This window comes from Ochrovirga pacifica (genome assembly GCF_000220525.1).
In the GTDB taxonomy this organism is placed as follows: domain Bacteria; phylum Bacteroidota; class Bacteroidia; order Flavobacteriales; family Flavobacteriaceae; genus Ochrovirga; species Ochrovirga pacifica.
Genome location: NZ_AFPK01000046.1, coordinates 1 through 17,492, shown reverse-complemented (window position 1 = coordinate 17,492; position 17,492 = coordinate 1). Strand labels below are relative to the sequence as shown.

Below are 17,492 nucleotides of genomic sequence, written 5' to 3'. Positions count from 1 at the left end.
AGCTTGCTTTGCAAGCAGAAGTTAAGAAGTTTATTGTGGACTTCTTAACTCCTAAAACAGCTTTGCTGTTTGCTAGCTCCTTAACTCCTTAACTACCTAAAAAGTATGAGTGGTAAATTAACAATAGTAGGAGCAGGTCCAGGAGATCCAGAGCTAATTACACTAAAAGGTGTAAGAGCATTGAAAGAGGCAGATGTAGTATTGTACGATGCATTGGCGAACCCTGAATTGTTACAATACGCAGTTAAAGCAGAGAAAATATTTGTAGGAAAGCGTAAAGGAATGCACAAATTCATTCAAGAGAAAATTCATCAATTGATTTTGGAGCATGCACAACAAGGAAAACACGTTGTTCGTTTAAAAGGAGGAGATCCGTTTGTGTTTGGTCGTGGAGCAGAAGAACTAAAGTATGTGCTAGAGCACGGAGTGGAAATTGATATTGTGTCTGGAGTTACCTCAGCAATTGCCGCACCTGCAAGCTTTGGAATATCGTTAACACAAAGAGGAGTTAATGAAAGTTTTAGAGTCATTACAGGGACTACTTCGGATGAAGAGTTGAGTGAAGATGTAGAAGCTGCTGCGAATTCTAACGTAACGATTGTGGTGCTGATGGGGATGAGTAAGCTAGAAAAAATTATCAATACTTTTATTGAAAAAGGAAAAAATACCATTCCTGTAGCGGTGATTGAAAATGGAACCAAACAGCAAGAGCGTTTAGCTGTCGGACAAATAGATACCATATTGGCTGTCATCAATAAAAAAGAGATGAGCAATCCATCCATTATTGTGATAGGAGAAACAGTAAAACAAAGCCAAGTGTTGTATCAACAATTTTTAACTCAAAAAGGAAAAACAATCTAAGATGGAGAAAAATCAATTGTATCCGGTTTTTTTAAAAGTTACAGCTTTAAATACGTTAATCGTAGGAGGAGGGAATGTGGCATTGGAGAAGTTGACTTTTTTGTTAAAATCGAGTCCTGATGCAAAAGTAACCATGATTTCTCCTTTTTATAGAGAAGAAACTATTGCTAAAGCAAATCAGCACAATGTACGAATGGTAGTAGGGAAGTACGATGCAAGTATGTTAGAAGGAAAACATATTGTAATAGCTACTACGGATGTTCCTAGTGTAAACTTAAAGGTTTACAACGATTGTAAAGAACGATCTATTTTAGTGAATTTGGCAGACAATCCTACATATTGTGATTTTTATATGGGCGGAATTGTGACTAAAGGGAATGTTAAAATAGGAATTTCTACCAACGGAAAATCACCTACAATGGCCAAACGTTTACGTCAGTTTTTTGAAACAGTATTGCCAGAAAACATAGATGATTTAGCAGATTATTTAAATGAATATCGAGATACCATTAAAGGTGATTTTGAAGAAAAAGTAGAAAAAATGAATGAATTTACCAAAGGCTTAGTTAAGGACATTCAGAACAAGATAAAAGAATAACAAAAGATAACGGGAACTTAGTTTTTTGTATTAAATTTACAAACCGTTATTTAAAACGATAATAAATAAAAATAGTAGATAATGATTAAAACAGATATCTTAATCATCGGAGCAGGACCTGTAGGTATGTTTGCGGTATTCGAAGCAGGGTTGTTAAAGTTACGTTGTCACTTAATTGATGCGTTGCCTCAGCCAGGAGGACAGTGTTCAGAAATTTATCCTAAAAAACCTATATATGATATTCCCGCGTACCCAGAAGTATTAGCAGGAGATTTAATTGATAATTTGGCAGAGCAAATTGCTCCTTTTGAACCAGGTTATACTTTAGGAGAAAGAGCTGAAACTATTGAAAAATTAGAAGACGGTACTTTTAAAGTAGTAACCAATAAAGGAACAGAGCACTTTGCACCTACAGTATTTATTGCAGGAGGATTAGGGTCTTTTGAGCCACGTAAGCCACCAATCAAAGAATTATCAGAATACGAAGACAAAGGAGTAGAATATATTATCCGTGACCCAGAATTTTACCGCAACAAACGTGTGGTTATTTCAGGAGGAGGAGACTCAGCCTTAGACTGGTCTATTTTCTTGTCAGATGTAGCTAGCGAAGTATCTTTGGTACACCGTAGAAACGAATTCCGTGGAGCTTTAGATTCTGTAGAAAAAGTAGCAGAGCTTTCTAAAGCAGGGAAAATAAACCTGATTACTGATGCTGAGGTAAAAGGAATTCAAGGGGATGGAAAGGTAGAGTCTGTTACCATTAAACACAAAAAAGACGGTGAATTTACCAAAGAAACCGACCATTTTATTCCATTATTTGGATTGTCTCCAAAATTAGGTCCTATAGCCAACTGGGGGTTAGAGATTGAAAAAAATGCCATTGTAGTAAACAATGCTTTGGATTACCAAACCAACATTCCAGGAATTTTTGCTATTGGTGATGTAAATACTTATCCAGGTAAATTAAAGTTAATTTTGTGTGGTTTCCACGAAGCTACCATTGCTGTGCAATACGCATACAATATCATCAATCCAGGAAAACGTTATGTGATGAAATATACCACGGTAAACGGAGTAGAAGGATTTGATGGAGAGAAGAAAGAAGCAAAAAAAGCGACTGTAACTAGTATTTAATACAGAAATAGTTAGCAATAGATTTGCATTAAAATTCGTATTAAAAACCTCAAGAATTCTCTTGAGGTTTTTTTATTTTTACCAAAACCATCCATATGACATTACTTATTATTTACGCACTTTTGTCCGTTTTTTTTTCCTTTTTATGTTCAATTTTAGAAGCCGTATTGTTAAGTGTTACTCCAACATTCATCAACGTTCAAAAAAGTGAAAATAAATCTTATGCACAAGATTTAGAAGTACTAAAAAATGATGTAGACAAACCGTTAATAGCCATTCTGACCATTAACACCATTGCACATACTGTAGGTGCAATTTTGGTAGGAGCACAAGCCAAAAAAATATTTAATGACCAAGGAAATGGTGTGTTTGTTGTTTCTGCAATTATGACAATTTTAATTTTGGTAGCTTCAGAAATTATACCCAAAACAATTGGAGCGACTTATTGGAAATCTTTAGCAGGATTTACTACCAAAGCTTTAAATCTATTAATTTTTATTTGTAAATACACAGGAATTATTTGGATGCTACAACTGTTTACCAAAATGTTTGGAAAAGGAGCACACGGAGAAAGTGTGTTAAGCCGAGAAGATTTTTCGGCAATGACAGATATTGCAGAACAAGAAGGTGTTTTTTTAGAAAATGAAAGCAGAGTTATACGCAATCTTTTAGGGTTTAAAGAAGTAAAAGCAAGGCATATTATGACTCCCAGAATTGTAATAAAAACGGCAGATGCATCGCAAACAATTCAGTCTTTTTTTGATGAGAATAAGAACATCATATTTTCTAGAATTCCTATTTATACAGATCACCCAGACAACATTACTGGATATTTTTTAAAGGATCAATTACTAAGAGCCATTATTGATGGAAAAGGAGAAGAAACCATAGCTAGTATTCAGAGAAGTATTATGATAACCAATAGAGATTTGCCAATTCCTAACCTGTTTGAAAAACTAATTGAACAAAGAGAGCACATTGCTTTGGTAGTAGATGAATACGGTACGGTAAGTGGTTTAGTAACACAAGAGGATGTGATAGAAACTTTGTTAGGTTTAGAAATTATGGACGAGAGCGATCAAATAGCAGACTTGCAAAGTCTAGCCAGAAAAAGCTGGGAGAAAAGAGCCGAAAGAATGGGGATTTTTACAAAATAAATACTAACATTAGCGGGCGATATTTCTAGTTAGATTCACTTTGGTTTTCTTTTTCCTAAATTTTCCATTGATAATAAATACTGCAAAAATCCCCAGAATTCCACCTACAATTGTATTCCATAAAATAGTTTCACCAGTAAAAAACCAAGAAGTTAATACAGCAGTACTTGGTACAATAAAAATATATGTACTAGCTTTTTCGGCACCAATTCTAGCAGATACAAATAGAAAACAAGTAGTAGCTATTGCAGAGTTTACAACTCCAAAATAGATAACATTGAACCAGAAAATGTTATCAGCATTATTTAAATCACGAAATAATACTTTAAAATCAATAATAAAACAAAGTACAAATAGGGTAAATAAATGCACCCAAAAACTGAAACCAACAGCATTCCCAAATTTATTGGCATGCGAACTAATTTTGCTCATTAATGCCCATACTAAAGCTGCAAGTAAAAAAAATACATTGCCTAAATCAAAAATTTGCTGGGTATTAGACCAAATTTTAAGTAAAACCAAACCAGCAATAAATCCTAGACCTAATCCCAAATATTCTTGCTTTTTGGGAAATACTTTACTTAAAAATAAGCCAATTATATAAGCAAAAATTGGATTGATAGTGGTTACTAGTACTCCACCAGCTCCTGGAAAACCTACATGAACACCTTTAAAGAAAAACAAGGTATATAGGAGAATAAATAGAGAAGCTCCAATAACATGAAACCATCCTTTTTGTTTTACTTTTAAAGGAGTGTTGGTGAAAAAAGCAATGGGTAGTAATGACAGGGGAACTAATAAAAAACGTAAGAAAGATAGGTTGATAGAGGAAGTATAGTTTCCTAAAATTTTAGCGCTTGTCCAGCTAGTTCCCCAAGTACACATACTCAAAATCATTGCAATTAAAAGCCATTTTTCTTTCTGTGATGTTGTTTTGGTTTTCATGTTAACAATTTGAAACTTACAATAGAATAGCAATCTTGCTATTTACTACACAAATTAAGGCATTCCAGTTTAATAAAAGCTGTTAAAAAAGGGAACCTATGTTTAGGAATACTACTAATTGATAATAATCAAAAAAAATGTAGCTATAAGGTCTATCGTAAGCTTTCAATAGCGGCTTCAGCACAACGTTCACCATCCATGGCTGCAGAAATAATTCCTCCTGCATATCCCCCTCCTTCACCACAAGGAAACAAACCTTGTATTTCGGGATGTTCTAAGTTGCATTTTCTAGGAATGTTTACAGGAGATGACGTTCTTGATTCTACTCCCACAATATTCGCGAAATTGGTGTTGTATCCATGCATTTTTGCTCCAATTTGTGCAAATCCTTTTCTTAATTTCCCACCAATTCCTTTAGGCAATAAAGAGTGTAAAGGTGCAGAGTTTAGTCCAGGTTGATACGATGTTGGATTCAATTCAGGAGACAATTTACCATCAATAAAATCTGTCAATCTCTGTGCAGGTGCTGTTTGGGTTCTTCCTCCAGATGTAAAAGCCAAACGCTCTAAATCTCTTTGATATTGCAATCCTTTTAGAGGTCCATACTTTTCGTACTTAAGCAAATCTTTCTCTGCATTAATTTCTACTACTATACCAGAATTAGCATAAATATTATTTCGTTTAGAAGGAGACATACCATTTACAACCACCTCTCCATTGGCGGTAGCGGCAGGAACTATAAAACCACCAGGGCACATACAAAAAGAATATACACCACGTTCACGTACTTGTTCTACCCAACTATATGCAGCAGCAGGTAGTAGTTCATGCCTTTGTCCGTTACAATGGTATTGTATGGTATCAATAATTTCTTGTGGATGTTCTACACGAACTCCCATTGCAAAAGATTTAGCTTGCAAAGCAATTTCTTTTTGATGTAGTAATTCATAAATATCTCTGGCAGAATGACCTGTAGCTAAAATCAACGCTCGACAACTCATTTCTTTACCATTTTGTAAGCGAATTGCTTGTACTTTATCATTTTTGGTTACGATGTCAATAACACGGCTTTCAAAGTGGACTTCACCACCATAGTGTATAATATTTTCTCTAATTTGTGCTATAATTTTAGGCAACTTATTAGTTCCTATATGCGGATGTGCATCGATTAGAATTTGCGCTGTAGCACCGTGATACACTAAGTTTTCAAAAATTCTACGAACATCACCACGTTTTAAGCTTCGGGTGTATAGTTTCCCATCAGAATAGGTTCCAGCACCTCCTTCACCAAAACAGTAATTAGAATCTTCATTAACTTGATGAAACTGATTGATTTGACGTAAATCTCTACGTCTATCTTGAACGTTTTTTCCTCTTTCTAGTACTATGGGTTTGTATCCTAACTCAATACATCTAAGAGCTGCATACATACCCGCTGGACCAAAGCCTACAATATGTACTTTGGGCTTGTTAGATACGTCTTGGTAATTGAATTTGTATTCAGACTGCTTAGGAGCTGGTTCTTTTATATATACAGATACTTTATAGTTAAAATAGATTTGTGGCTTACGAGCATCTATAGACTTTCGTAAAACTTTAACAGCAGTAATATCTTTTACTGCAATGCTTAGCCACTGTGCTGCTTTTATTTCTAAAATATTAGATTTGTTTTCTTCTTGCAGCTTAACACGTAGTTGAATTTCTTTTACCATACAACAAAAATACTGTATTTGTATAAGCAAAAGGTAAAAAAGGGTAGGTTAAGTTAATTTACTCGTCTTCGTTTTTTCTAAATCTTGCAGAAACATTAATGGCAAGAAAAACCAGTAATGCACCTAAAAAAGAAAAAACAAAATCGCCAAAATAACCGTTTAAAAAAGGGATGTCGAATAATTTAAAAATAGAGCTAAGAACAACCCCCCCGATTATACCTATAAAAAAATAGACAATAGGAGATAATTCTATATCTGTATATAGTAAATTAGCCAGCCATCCTGCTAGCCCTGCTAGTAAGATTGTAATAAAAAAGTCCATAACATTTAATTTTTTATGCTAATTTAAGGATAATGATAAATATCATCAAGATAATTCTTGGTTTTTACTTTAGGAATGTTATTTTTTGCTTTTGCCCCTAAACAAGCTCATTACAAATAGTAGTAGCAAAGCCCCTGCCAAAGCATATAAAAATTGCCCAAAAAAACCTCCAATAATGTTAATTCTAAAGTACTTAAAAGTAAACTGACCTATAAAACCTCCAATAATTCCTATGGCTAAATAACCTAAAAAGCCAAATTGATCTTTCTTAAATAAAAAACTAGCGGCCCATCCTGCAGCTGCTGCTATAGCCAAATCAATTAAAAAATCCATAAGTGTGTAATTTAGTTAGTAGTTACACAAATATAATTATATTTTACCCATTAAGTTGTTGAAAAACAGGTAGAATAGAAAATCCCTATTTTTGAGTTTCTCAAAAATAGGGATTTGTATAATGGGGTTAAAAATTGAACTAGTTTTTTACGTGCAAAGCTTCGTTCAACTCAATTGTTTTTGGGTTGGGACGGCATTCTAAGTGTCCGTTGGTTGAGTTTAATAAGAATAATAATTTTTCTTTACCGTTTAACTCTGCTCCCTTAACAATGTTTTCACCTTCTTCAACAATGTTTCCATCAATATCTATGGGTAATTTATCAGCATTGTACATCCATACTTTTGCAGCGGCAGTTACATAAACCCCTGCAGCAATTGTACATCCAAAACCTAATGAAATACCAGTACCAGAGTTAGCTCCTAACAAACATTTATCTCCAATAGAAATTACATTTTTATTACCACCAGACAAAGTTCCCATAATAGAAACTCCTCCTCCTAAATCAGAATCATGACCTACTACGACTCCAGCAGAAACACGACCTTCAATCATGGCATTTCCTTTGGTACCTGCGTTAAAATTAATATATCCTGCTGGCATTACTGTAGTTCCTACGGCACAGTGAGCTCCTAATCTTACTTGAGATCCGCTAGCAATACGAACTCCGTTAGGTACGTGGTAGTTTACCATGTAAGGGAATTTATCTACATGAGAAACAACAATGTTTTCTCCTTTAAAAGTTGCTTTTATTCTTTCTGCACTAATATCCTCTGGCAAAATAGGTCCATGGTTGGTCCAGGCAATGTTGTTTAGTTTTCCAAACACACCCTCTAAAGACAATCCATGAGGTTGCACGTGTAATTGCGACAAACATTGCAATTTAAAATAACCTTCTACAGCATCGGCTACAGGCTGATCTTTGTCAAACAAAAAGTAAGCTACTACATCAATTTCCTGATACGTAGTAGTAGGTTGATTGTAGTTTTCTAGCAGTTGCTGAATTAAGATAATGTTTGGATGTTTTTCTATTTCCCCATGAAACGCTGCAAAATTATCAAACGCTTTTTGTAGTTGTTCTTTAGATACGGTTACATATCCGTTATCGCTTCCTTTATAATTTACTACATCTTGTAACAAGGCAGCAGTTCCAAAAGCAGTATTCCAGTTAATTCCAGGAAAGTTAACATCCAATACCTTGTCTCCTTTAGAGCGGCGAATTCCCAACCCAAATGCCAATGGTTTTGTATACCCTTCTGTTGCTTCTACTTGCGCAACGTATGCTTTAAAATTTTCTATAGTGTTCATAATTATCTGTTTTCTAAAAAGTAATCGGGCAAATATAAAGCATTACATTTAGCTATAAAAACAGATTGCAGAAACTCTTTTTTAGTGGTAGTCTACATTTTCTTTTAATACAATTTCTATAGGAAGGAAGTAATTTTTTAAAGGTTCTTTTTTATGAATTAAGTAATTGAATAATAACTTAATTCCTTCGTAGCCTTGTTGATAGGGTTTTTGACTGATTAGAAAATCGATATGTTCGTTTTTTAAAAAATCTATATTTTGGGGCGTAGTATCAAAGCCTCCAATTTCTATATCCTTACGTTTTAAAATTTGAATACTTTTAGCAATATGATGCGCTTTACTAGAAGGAACAAAAATACCTTTTGTTTGCGGATACTCTTCTAAAAAAGTAGCTAAAGATTGATTTACGAAATTCTCATTGTCTAGCTGGTCTATGGTAATATGTTGAATGCTTTTCTTTTTTTTATGTTCATCAAAATAGGCTTTAAATCCTTTAATTCTATTGGTGATAGCCTTGTGGTTGTCTATGTTTTTTCTTATTTCCACAATCAAAATAGTAGCGTTTGGTGGCAGTACCCAATTCATTAACTTACCAGCAAGGTAGCCACCTTTGTAAGAGTTTTGTCCTATATACGATAGGTTATTAAGACCCTCAGTTTCGGCATTAATGGTAACGTACGGAATCTTTTTTTGGTCTAATAAGTGTATAATTTCTATGGTTTCTTTGTGTAAAACAGGAGCAAGTAGAACTGCACTGGGGTCGCTTTCTAACAATTTGTAAAATGCTTCTATATAACTTTCAGGACGAAACTGATCAAATTCAAAATGAAGAACGTCTATTCCCAAACTATGAATTTCATCAGCAGAAGCTATAACGCCTTCTTTAGGACTCTGCCAAAAATCGTTATTGGATGTAGCTCTTGGAAGCAAAGTTGCAATGGTAAACTTTTTTTTAGAAGCTAAAATACTTGCTATTGGGTTAACAGTATAATTATTTTCTTCAATTATTTTTAAAATTTTAACACGTGTTTTTTCAGAAACTCCTCCTCGATTATGGATTACTCTATCTACAGTTCCTGCCGATACGTTTGCTTTTTTTGCAATGTCTTTAATTCTATTCAAAAGCTTATTATTAAAGGTTTATTAGCGCAACATAAACTACAAAAGTAATTTAAAAAAAACACGAAATTTGTAATTTATTTAAATAAATGATTAATTTCGTGTACGTACACGAAAAAAACAAAACAAAAAATGACAGAATTATTTAATATCCAACATCAGGTAATTGTTGTTACTGGTGGTGCAGGAGTACTAGGGGGGAGTATTGCAGCACACTTGTTAAAAGAAAACGCTAAAGTGGTAATTATTAGTAGAAGTGAACAAACCGTTGCTGATAAGTTGTTAGAACTTAGGCAAATAAGTGATCAGGTAATTGGTTTTGCTTGCGATGTGTTAAATGAAGAAGCTTTGGTTACAGTCAAAAATAAAATCATAAAACAATGGGGGAAAATAGATAGTTTGATTAATGCAGCAGGAGGGAATATGCCTGGAGCAACTATTGGTCCAGACAAATCTATCTTTGATTTGCAAATGAAAGATTTTAGAAAAGTTTCTGAACTGAATTTGGACGGAACTGTTTTGCCTTGTATGGTTTTTGGAAAGGAAATTGTTGCAGGGGGAAAAGGGAGCATTATCAATGTATCCTCTATGGCAGCTGCTCAAGCTTTAACCCGAGTTGTAGGATATTCTGCTTCTAAAGCGGCAATAGACAATTTTACCAAATGGTTGGCAACCGAATTTGCTTTAAGACACGGAGACCAAATTCGTGTAAATGCCATTGCTCCTGGATTTTTTATAGGGAAACAAAACTTACGTTTGCTAACAAATGAAGATGGTTCTTATACCGATAGAGGAAATACCATTATACAAAACACACCTATGAAACGTTTTGGAAAATCGGAAGAACTTAATGGAACCGTACAGTGGTTGTTAAGCGATGCAGCAAGTTTTGTAACTGGAATTGTGGTGCCTATAGATGGTGGTTTTAGTGCGTTTAGCGGTGTATAAAGATGAGACTTAAAACGAATAAAATAGTTATTGCTATTGTAACAATCTTATCTTTTTCGTCTATATCCGGACAGCAAAAAAAGAATGTGTTGTTAATTTGTGTGGATGATTTACGCCCTGAGCTTAAATCGTTTGGAGCAGATTATATAGTTTCTCCAAATATGGATGCTTTGGCTAAAAATGGAAGAGCTTTTTACAATCATTATGTAAATGCTCCAAGTTGCGGACCGTCCCGTTATACCATGCTTACAGGCTTGTACGAAACTACTGGAACTTTTAAAAATGCAAATGCAGCGTTGTTTAGAAGACAGAAAAAGATGAAAGAAAATCCGAATACTGTTTTACCAAGTATGCCAGATTGGTTTAAACAACACGGATATACAACGCTAGCTCTCGGAAAAGTGTCTCACCATCCTGGAGGAAGAGGTGGAAAAGGCTGGAACGATCCTAATGAGATTGAAATGCCAGGTGCTTGGGATAAAAGTTGGATTCCTTACGCACAATGGAAGAGTCCACAAGGAGCAATGCATGGACTTGCAAACGGAGAAACAAGAAAAAATGCAAGCAATATGGCTGTATTTCAATCCAAAGAAGGGGACGATACGACCTATCCTGATGGTCATATTGCCAATGCAGCTATCCAAACACTAGAAAAACTAAGAGAAAATAAGCAGCCATTCTTTTTTGCTGTGGGTTTTATCAGACCTCATTTACCTTTTGGTGCTCCCAAAAAATATTACGATATTTACAACGGAGTTCAGATTCCCGATGCTCCGTTTCCTGAAAAACCAGTTTGGAATTCTACATGGCATGCCTCAGGTGAATTCATGAAATACAATCGATTGGATAAAGACCCAAGAGATGATAAGAATTTTGCCAACGAGGTTAAAAAGCATTACGCTGCTTGCGTTACCTATACAGATGCACAGGTAGGTAAAGTATTAGATAAACTAAAGGAAACAGGACTAGATAAGAACACAGTTATTGTATTGTGGGGAGATCATGGTTGGAGTTTAGGGGATCATGCCATATGGGGAAAACATAGCTTGTTTGATGAAGCTTTGCATTCACCATTAATTATTGTCGATAAATCAGTACGTAAAAAAGGAAAAGGAACAAAAGCTATTGTTGAAACGGTAGATATTTTTCCAACGCTATGTGACTTGACAGATTTGCCAATACCTGCTTTTGCAGACGGAGTATCTTTGAAACCCTTGTTGAGAAATCCAAAAGAAAAAGGTCACGTGGCTTTTGCTTATAGAAATGATGCCTGTAGTATTCGAAATCATACGTACCGGTTAACGCTTAAAGCCAATAAGCCCATAGAGTTATTTAATCATAAAAAAGACCCTTTTGAAACAAATAATGTGATTGCTCAACACCCAAAGGTTGTCAAAGAATTGTTGCAATTGGTTAAATTAAAAGATTTAAAAAGAAATTAAAATGAAACAAACATTTAGATGGTTTGGAGAAACTGACTCTGTTCAGTTAGCTCATATTAAACAAGCAGGTGCTACAGGAGTAGTAACAGCATTGCATCATATTAAAAATGGAGAAGTATGGGGAATTGAAGAAATTCAGAAAGTTAAAAATACCATAGAAGCAGCAGGTCTTACATGGGATTTTATTGAAAGTATTCCCATTCATGAAAATATAAAGTTGCAAAAGGGAGACTATTTGCAACGCATAGAAAATTACAAACAAAGCATAAAAAATGTAGCGGCTTGTGGTGTAAAAAACATTTGCTACAATTTTATGCCAGTGTTAGACTGGACACGTACACAATTGTTTTGGACATTGCCAAATGGGGCTACAGCTTTACGTTTTGACAAAGTAGAAATGGCCGTTTTTGAGATGTATTTGATGGAGCGCAAAGGAGCAGAGAATGATTATACTGCTGAGGTTTTAGCAAAGGCAGAAACTTATTTTAAACAGATGTCATCAGAAGAAAAAAAACGTTTGTCGGATTGTATATTAAAGGGATTGCCAGGTACAGTAGATGACTTGTCAATGGACGAATTTAAAGCCATGATTGCTCAGTACGATGGTTACTCTCATCAAGATTTAAAAAACAATTTGTCTTTTTTCTTGAATGAAGTAATTCCTGTAGCCGAAGAAAATGGTGTTGTTATGGCTATCCATCCAGACGACCCACCAATGGATATATTAGGTTTGCCAAGAATTATTAAATCTGAAGCAGATTTGGATGATTTGGTAGGGTTTGTTAATAGCCCTTCTAATGGAATTACTTTTTGTACAGGTTCTTTAGGAGCAAATCCGAACAACGATTTGCCTAAAATGATAGAGAAGTTTGGAGACAGAATTCACTTTTTACATTTAAGAAATGTGCGTAGAGAAGCAGATGGAAGCTTTTTTGAAGATGAGCATTTGGGCGGATCTAGTGATATGTATCAGGTGGTAAAAGCAGTGGCTAAAATAGAAGCCAAAAGAGGGATTGAGTTGCCGATGAGACCCGATCATGGACACCAAATAATTGATGATCTTATCAATAACAAAGCGTATTGTGGTTATACAGCTTTGGGTAGAATGAAAGGGTTGGCAGAATTAAGAGGTTTGGAATTAGGAATCAAAAGAAGTTTGTAAGATGAGCAGTATAAAGAACGATCCAAATTTTATGAACGACGATTTTTTGCTGCATAATGAACCCGCAAAAATATTATATCATAACCACGCAGCCCAAATGCCTATTGTTGATTATCACAATCACCTTTCGGCAGAAATGATTGCCAAAAATCAACCTTTTACCAATATAACAGAAGCCTGGTTGGCAGAAGATCATTACAAATGGAGAGGTATGCGTGCCAATGGAGTAGAAGAAAAATACATTACTGGAAATGCTAGTGCATATGAGAAGTTTGAAAAATGGGCAGAAACCGTACCTTATACCTTACGAAACCCTTTGTTTCATTGGACACACTTAGAGTTGAAAAAGTATTTTGGTATTACCGATATTTTGCAACCCTCTACTTGTAAAGCTATTTATGAACAAACCAGCAAAAAACTTCAAAGCACAACTCCGCAAGACTTGTTAAATCAAGCGGATGTAAAAGTGGTTTGTACTACAGATGATCCTACAGATGATTTAAAATGGCATATCTACATTGCAGAAAATGATTTTGACACCAAGGTATTGCCAACCTTTAGAGCAGACAATATCGTAAATATTGAAGGAGATGGATTTGTTGCTTACATTCAGAAATTAGCGAAAATATCAGGAGTTGAGATTAATGATTTGGTTTCTTTAAAAGAAGCATTACAACAAAGAGTAGACTTTTTTGCTGAGGTAGGATGTCGTTTGTCAGATTTTGGACTAACAGGCCCTTTGATCTTTGATGATTTTGATGAAGCTATTGTAAATGATGCTATTTTAAAAAGAATCAAAGGAGAAAACTTATCAACAGAAGAAAACAACCAGTATCGTTCTTGTATCTTATACAGCTTGTCTGTAATGTATGCTGATAAAGATTGGACACAACAATTTCATTTGGGGCCTATCAGAAATAACAACTCTAGATTGATAGCTTCTTTTGGAGCCGATGCTGGATGTGATTCTATAGGAGATTACAATTTTGCCAGTCAATTATCTAAATTTTTTAATCGGTTGGATAGTGAAAATCAATTGGCTAAAACTATTACTTACAATCTAAACCCAGCACATAACGAGGTTTTTGCAACCATGATGGGGAATTTTCAAAGCAGTGATGTGCCGGGTAAAATGCAATGGGGAGCAGCTTGGTGGTTTTTAGATCAGAAAAACGGAATGGAAAAACAATTACAAGTTTTATCAGATATTGGTTTGTTAAGTCGCTTTGTTGGGATGTTGACCGATAGTAGAAGTTTTTTATCTTTTCCTAGGCACGAATATTTTAGAAGAATTTTATGTCAACTAATAGGCCAAGATGTTATCAATGGAGAATTGCCAAATGACATGGAGTTTTTAGGAAAAATGGTTGAAGATATTTGCTTTAACAACGCTGTAAATTATTTTAAATTTTAAGAGTATAAATATTCAAAAAAGTTGCCCATGCAGCTACTTAAAACATAGTTATGAGAGTATATTTTTATTTGATTTGTGTGTTTTTTTTGGTCTCCTGTTCGGAGCTAAAAGATACCAAAACGCTGACCTTAGCTCACAGTTTACCGATTTCGCACCCTGTACACAAAGGAATTGTGGTTTTTCAACAAGAATTAGCCAAAGCTTCAAAGGGTAAGTTAACGGTAAAAATTTATCCTGATGGACAATTAGGAGGAGAACGAGAAGCGTTAGAGTTACTTCAAATAGGAAGTATTGCCATGACTAAAGTAAGTGCTGCTACCATGGCCAACTTTGTGCCAGAATACGGAGCTGTAAGTATTCCCTACATTTTTAGAGACAAAGAACATTGCTTTAAAGTATTAGAAGGTGATATAGGCAAAACACTTTTAGCTAAAGGTGATGATAGATGGTTAAGAGGTTTGTGTTTTTACGATGCTGGAGCTCGAAGTTTTTATACGGTAAACAAACCTTTAAACTCGGCAGAAGATGTAAAAGGGTTAAAAATTAGAGTAATGAATGACCCTACAGCGGTAAAAATGGTAAGTGCATTAAATGCTTCGCCTACCCCAATGGCTTATGGAGAGCTTTATACGGCTTTGCAACAAGGGGTGGTAGATGGTGCAGAGAACAATATTCCTTCCTTCGTTACGTCTCGTCATTTTGAGGTGTGTAAGCATTACAGTTATGATGAGCACACTTACATACCCGATGTGTTAATTATAGGAACTAAAACCTTAGAAAGATTGTCTGAGCAAGAAAAACGATGGGTGTATAAAGCAGCAAATACATCAGCTCAAGCGCAAAAGAAATTTTGGGAAGCATCCGTAAACCAAGGGCTAAGCATCATAGAAAAAGCCGGGGTGCATATTTATCGACCAGACAAAGCACCGTTTAGAGAAAAAACTCAATTAATTATTGAAGAGTTTAAAAAGAAATCTTTTGGAAACCTGGTAGAAGCAATTCAAAACACAAAGTAAAATGGAAAAGTTATTTAACGGAATAAAAAGAGTATTGGAACTGCTATTGGTAGCTATATTCATTGTTTTGGTTATAGATGTGGTATGGCAAGTTATTGCTCGTTATGCAAAAATTAGCTCTGGATTTACAGAAGAGCTATCTCGTTTTTTACTTATTTGGTTGGCAGTTATTGCTACGGCCTATTCTAGAAGTTACAAAGGACAAATGGCGATAGATTTTTTTTATGAAAAGTTTAGTGTTAAAGGCAAATATGTGTTGAGTTTGTTTATTGAGTTTAGCATTATGTTTTTTGCTTTGTTTGTAATGGTGATAGGAGGGGTCAATTTGGTAAACATTACACTTAAATTAGGTCAGTTATCACCATCGTTAGGTTTACCAGTAGGTTATGTGTATAGCATAGTGCCTATTTGTGGCTTCGTAATATTATTCTTTAGTAGTTTCCATATTATTCATTATACAAGAAATCATAAGAAAGAGATTTCTAACCCAAAAAATAGATCATTATGAGTATTGCCGTTGTAGGAGTTATCACTTTATTTGTGATATTGTTTGCCTTATTGATGTTAAAAGTACCTGTTTCTTATAGTGTAGGTATTGCCACCACCATTACTTTGTTAATTAGTTTGCCTTGGTTGCCTGCTGTTACTACTATTATGCAACAAATGACTACAGGTATTGATAGTTTTGCTTTGTTAGCTATTCCTTTTTTTATATTGGCAGGGGATATAATGAATAGTGGAGGTATTGCCAATCGTTTGGTGAATTTTTCCAAATCTTTGGTAGGAAGTTTTCCCGGAGGATTGCTGTATGTAAATATTATTTCGGCCATGTTCTTTGGTGCTGTTTCAGGTTCAGCAGCAGCATCGGCTTCGGCTATTGGAGGTATTTTGTCTAAACGAATGGAAAAAGAAAACTATCCAAAGCCTTTTAGTGCTTCGTTAAATATTACTTCTTCTACGGTAGGACTGATTATTCCACCAAGTAATGTGTTGATTGTTTTTGCTTTGGCAAGTGCAGGAACAGCCTCTGTAGAAGCCCTGTTTTTAGCAGGATATTTGCCAGGGATTTTATTAGGGTTGGCTTTTATTGTTTGGGCTGCTATGGTAGCTGTAAAAAACAAATTTCCTAAAGAAGATCGTGTACCTTTTTCTCAATTATGGGAAGATTTTAGAAAAGCTATTTTAAGTATTTTAATGATTATTGTGGTAGTTGGCGGAATTGTATTTGGTGTGTTTACAGCTACAGAAGGTGCAGTAATTGCCGTAGTTTATGCTTTGGTGTTGAGTTTTGCTTACAAAGAAATGAAAATAAAGGATTTGGGAACTGTTATTGTAAAAAGTTCTAAAACCGTAGCTGTTGTCATGTTTTTAATTAGTACTTCTATGGCTTTGTCTTGGCTATTTGCTTATAATGAAATTCCGCAAATGATATCAAGATTTATGCTTTCTAGTTTTGACAATCCTGTTATGATGCTGGTGGCCATTAATATTACTTTGCTAATTGTAGGAACTTTTATGGACATGACTCCAGCGGTGTTAATTTTTACACCTATCTTTTTGCCAATTGTTACAGAAATAGGGATGGATCCTGTACATTTTGGTATTGTAATGGTACTTAATTTATGTATTGGCCTATGTACTCCTCCAGTGGGAACCCTGCTGTTTATTGGTAGTGGAGTTGCTGGTGTAGAAGTGAGTAAAGTTATTAAGCCCTTATTGCCTTTTTTAGCGGTTATGGTTATTGTTTTACTCTTAGTTACTTTTATTCCACAAATAAGCATGTTTTTACCCGGTTTGATGGGGAAATAGTACAGAGGGCTTTTATTGTGAATAAAAAGAGGACTAAAGTTCAGCCTCATAATGTCTAGTCCTAAAATATGGCTACAGGTTAAAATTGAATTTAGGCTGTTTTTAAACACATCCTATTTGGTGTTTTATAATCTAAAAATGCGTGTAATATTATTTGGTTGTATAGATTAATAGCACTTTTTGTTGCTTTTTTGGCGTGTTGTATGCTATCAAA

At 34.8% G+C, this 17,492-nt stretch carries 17 protein-coding genes; 11 read left to right on the top strand and 6 right to left on the bottom strand.

From position 1 onward, the window contains the following. The first annotated feature begins 105 nt into the window (after positions 1-105). From cobA to FS85_RS0110210, 4 genes are all read left to right on the top strand, one after another. Positions 106-861: a uroporphyrinogen-III C-methyltransferase gene (gene cobA / locus FS85_RS0110225; protein ID WP_010136165.1), complete on the top strand. Its 756-nt coding sequence runs from the start codon at positions 106-108 to the stop codon at positions 859-861. A gap of 1 nt (position 862) precedes the next feature. Further along, positions 863-1,459: a precorrin-2 dehydrogenase/sirohydrochlorin ferrochelatase family protein gene (locus FS85_RS0110220; RefSeq protein ID WP_010136164.1), complete on the top strand. Its 597-nt coding sequence runs from the start codon at positions 863-865 to the stop codon at positions 1,457-1,459. 81 nt (positions 1,460-1,540) lie between these two features. Continuing rightward, the gene (locus FS85_RS0110215) at positions 1,541-2,593 is read left to right on the top strand and encodes an NAD(P)/FAD-dependent oxidoreductase (protein WP_010136163.1); all 1,053 of its coding nucleotides are present in this window, start codon (positions 1,541-1,543) and stop codon (positions 2,591-2,593) included. 95 nt (positions 2,594-2,688) lie between these two features. Continuing rightward, complete coding sequence (locus FS85_RS0110210; RefSeq protein WP_010136162.1) at positions 2,689-3,750, top strand: CNNM domain-containing protein; 1,062 nt, start codon at positions 2,689-2,691, stop codon at positions 3,748-3,750. Between the two features lie 9 nt (positions 3,751-3,759). Here FS85_RS0110210 and FS85_RS15490 read toward each other — a convergent pair whose 3' ends face one another. The 6 genes from FS85_RS15490 to FS85_RS0110180 all read right to left on the bottom strand — a co-directional run bounded on the left by FS85_RS15490 (position 3,760) and on the right by FS85_RS0110180 (position 9,490). Continuing rightward, complete coding sequence (locus FS85_RS15490; protein ID WP_010136161.1) at positions 3,760-4,695, bottom strand: DMT family transporter; 936 nt, start codon at positions 4,693-4,695, stop codon at positions 3,760-3,762. A 152-nt stretch (positions 4,696-4,847) separates the two neighbouring features. Beyond that, entirely contained in the window at positions 4,848-6,407 is a 1,560-nt protein-coding gene (locus FS85_RS0110200) for an NAD(P)/FAD-dependent oxidoreductase (protein ID WP_010136160.1), read from the bottom strand. Between the two features lie 58 nt (positions 6,408-6,465). Further along, positions 6,466-6,729 (bottom strand): GlsB/YeaQ/YmgE family stress response membrane protein, encoded by a 264-nt coding sequence (locus tag FS85_RS15485; RefSeq protein ID WP_010136159.1) that lies wholly within the window; start codon positions 6,727-6,729, stop codon positions 6,466-6,468. A gap of 78 nt (positions 6,730-6,807) precedes the next feature. Next, a complete protein-coding gene (locus FS85_RS0110190) occupies positions 6,808-7,062 on the bottom strand; it encodes a GlsB/YeaQ/YmgE family stress response membrane protein (RefSeq protein ID WP_010136158.1) in 255 nt (84 codons plus the stop codon). A gap of 139 nt (positions 7,063-7,201) precedes the next feature. Then, positions 7,202-8,368 carry a tetrahydrodipicolinate N-succinyltransferase N-terminal domain-containing protein gene (locus tag FS85_RS0110185; protein ID WP_010136157.1) on the bottom strand — a complete coding sequence of 389 codons (1,167 nt, stop codon included), beginning with the start codon at positions 8,366-8,368 and terminating at the stop codon, positions 7,202-7,204. 81 nt (positions 8,369-8,449) lie between these two features. Next, a complete protein-coding gene (locus FS85_RS0110180) occupies positions 8,450-9,490 on the bottom strand; it encodes a LacI family DNA-binding transcriptional regulator (RefSeq protein WP_010136156.1) in 1,041 nt (346 codons plus the stop codon). Between the two features lie 129 nt (positions 9,491-9,619). On the opposite strand from FS85_RS0110180, the gene FS85_RS0110175 reads away from it, so the two are divergent. Genes FS85_RS0110175 through FS85_RS0110145 form a run of 7 tightly spaced genes read left to right on the top strand, consistent with a single transcriptional unit; the run spans position 9,620 to position 17,278 of the window. Further along, positions 9,620-10,435, top strand: a complete 816-nt coding sequence (locus tag FS85_RS0110175) for an SDR family oxidoreductase (RefSeq protein ID WP_010136154.1) — start codon at positions 9,620-9,622, stop codon at positions 10,433-10,435. A gap of 2 nt (positions 10,436-10,437) precedes the next feature. Then, on the top strand, positions 10,438-11,877 hold the full coding sequence (locus tag FS85_RS0110170) for a sulfatase (RefSeq protein ID WP_010136153.1): 1,440 nt from the start codon (positions 10,438-10,440) through the stop codon (positions 11,875-11,877). A 1-nt stretch (position 11,878) separates the two neighbouring features. Further along, on the top strand, positions 11,879-13,039 hold the full coding sequence (uxuA, locus tag FS85_RS0110165) for a mannonate dehydratase (protein WP_010136152.1): 1,161 nt from the start codon (positions 11,879-11,881) through the stop codon (positions 13,037-13,039). Position 13,040: 1 nt separating this feature from the next. Next, a complete protein-coding gene (gene uxaC, locus FS85_RS0110160) occupies positions 13,041-14,453 on the top strand; it encodes a glucuronate isomerase (RefSeq protein WP_010136151.1) in 1,413 nt (470 codons plus the stop codon). 50 nt (positions 14,454-14,503) lie between these two features. Then, positions 14,504-15,469, top strand: coding sequence for a TRAP transporter substrate-binding protein (locus tag FS85_RS0110155; protein ID WP_010136150.1), 966 nt, complete (start codon positions 14,504-14,506; stop codon positions 15,467-15,469). Between the two features lies 1 nt (position 15,470). Next, the gene (locus FS85_RS0110150) at positions 15,471-15,977 is read left to right on the top strand and encodes a TRAP transporter small permease (protein ID WP_010136149.1); all 507 of its coding nucleotides are present in this window, start codon (positions 15,471-15,473) and stop codon (positions 15,975-15,977) included. Then, the gene (locus tag FS85_RS0110145; protein ID WP_010136148.1) at positions 15,974-17,278 is read left to right on the top strand and encodes a TRAP transporter large permease; all 1,305 of its coding nucleotides are present in this window, start codon (positions 15,974-15,976) and stop codon (positions 17,276-17,278) included. The genes FS85_RS0110150 and FS85_RS0110145 overlap by 4 nt, the downstream gene beginning before the upstream one ends. Positions 17,279-17,492 lie beyond the last annotated feature (214 nt).

Coding starts and splice junctions, on each gene's coding strand:
- cobA (WP_010136165.1), top strand. CDS start 106: ATGAGTGGTAAATTAACAATAGTAGGAGCAGGTCCAGGAGATCCAGAG.
- FS85_RS0110220 (WP_010136164.1), top strand. CDS start 863: ATGGAGAAAAATCAATTGTATCCGGTTTTTTTAAAAGTTACAGCTTTA.
- FS85_RS0110215 (WP_010136163.1), top strand. CDS start 1,541: ATGATTAAAACAGATATCTTAATCATCGGAGCAGGACCTGTAGGTATG.
- FS85_RS0110210 (WP_010136162.1), top strand. CDS start 2,689: ATGACATTACTTATTATTTACGCACTTTTGTCCGTTTTTTTTTCCTTT.
- FS85_RS15490 (WP_010136161.1), bottom strand. CDS start 4,695: ATGAAAACCAAAACAACATCACAGAAAGAAAAATGGCTTTTAATTGCA.
- FS85_RS0110200 (WP_010136160.1), bottom strand. CDS start 6,407: ATGGTAAAAGAAATTCAACTACGTGTTAAGCTGCAAGAAGAAAACAAA.
- FS85_RS15485 (WP_010136159.1), bottom strand. CDS start 6,729: ATGGACTTTTTTATTACAATCTTACTAGCAGGGCTAGCAGGATGGCTG.
- FS85_RS0110190 (WP_010136158.1), bottom strand. CDS start 7,062: ATGGATTTTTTAATTGATTTGGCTATAGCAGCAGCTGCAGGATGGGCC.
- FS85_RS0110185 (WP_010136157.1), bottom strand. CDS start 8,368: ATGAACACTATAGAAAATTTTAAAGCATACGTTGCGCAAGTAGAAGCA.
- FS85_RS0110175 (WP_010136154.1), top strand. CDS start 9,620: ATGACAGAATTATTTAATATCCAACATCAGGTAATTGTTGTTACTGGT.
- FS85_RS0110170 (WP_010136153.1), top strand. CDS start 10,438: ATGAGACTTAAAACGAATAAAATAGTTATTGCTATTGTAACAATCTTA.
- uxuA (WP_010136152.1), top strand. CDS start 11,879: ATGAAACAAACATTTAGATGGTTTGGAGAAACTGACTCTGTTCAGTTA.
- uxaC (WP_010136151.1), top strand. CDS start 13,041: ATGAGCAGTATAAAGAACGATCCAAATTTTATGAACGACGATTTTTTG.
- FS85_RS0110155 (WP_010136150.1), top strand. CDS start 14,504: ATGAGAGTATATTTTTATTTGATTTGTGTGTTTTTTTTGGTCTCCTGT.
- FS85_RS0110150 (WP_010136149.1), top strand. CDS start 15,471: ATGGAAAAGTTATTTAACGGAATAAAAAGAGTATTGGAACTGCTATTG.
- FS85_RS0110145 (WP_010136148.1), top strand. CDS start 15,974: ATGAGTATTGCCGTTGTAGGAGTTATCACTTTATTTGTGATATTGTTT.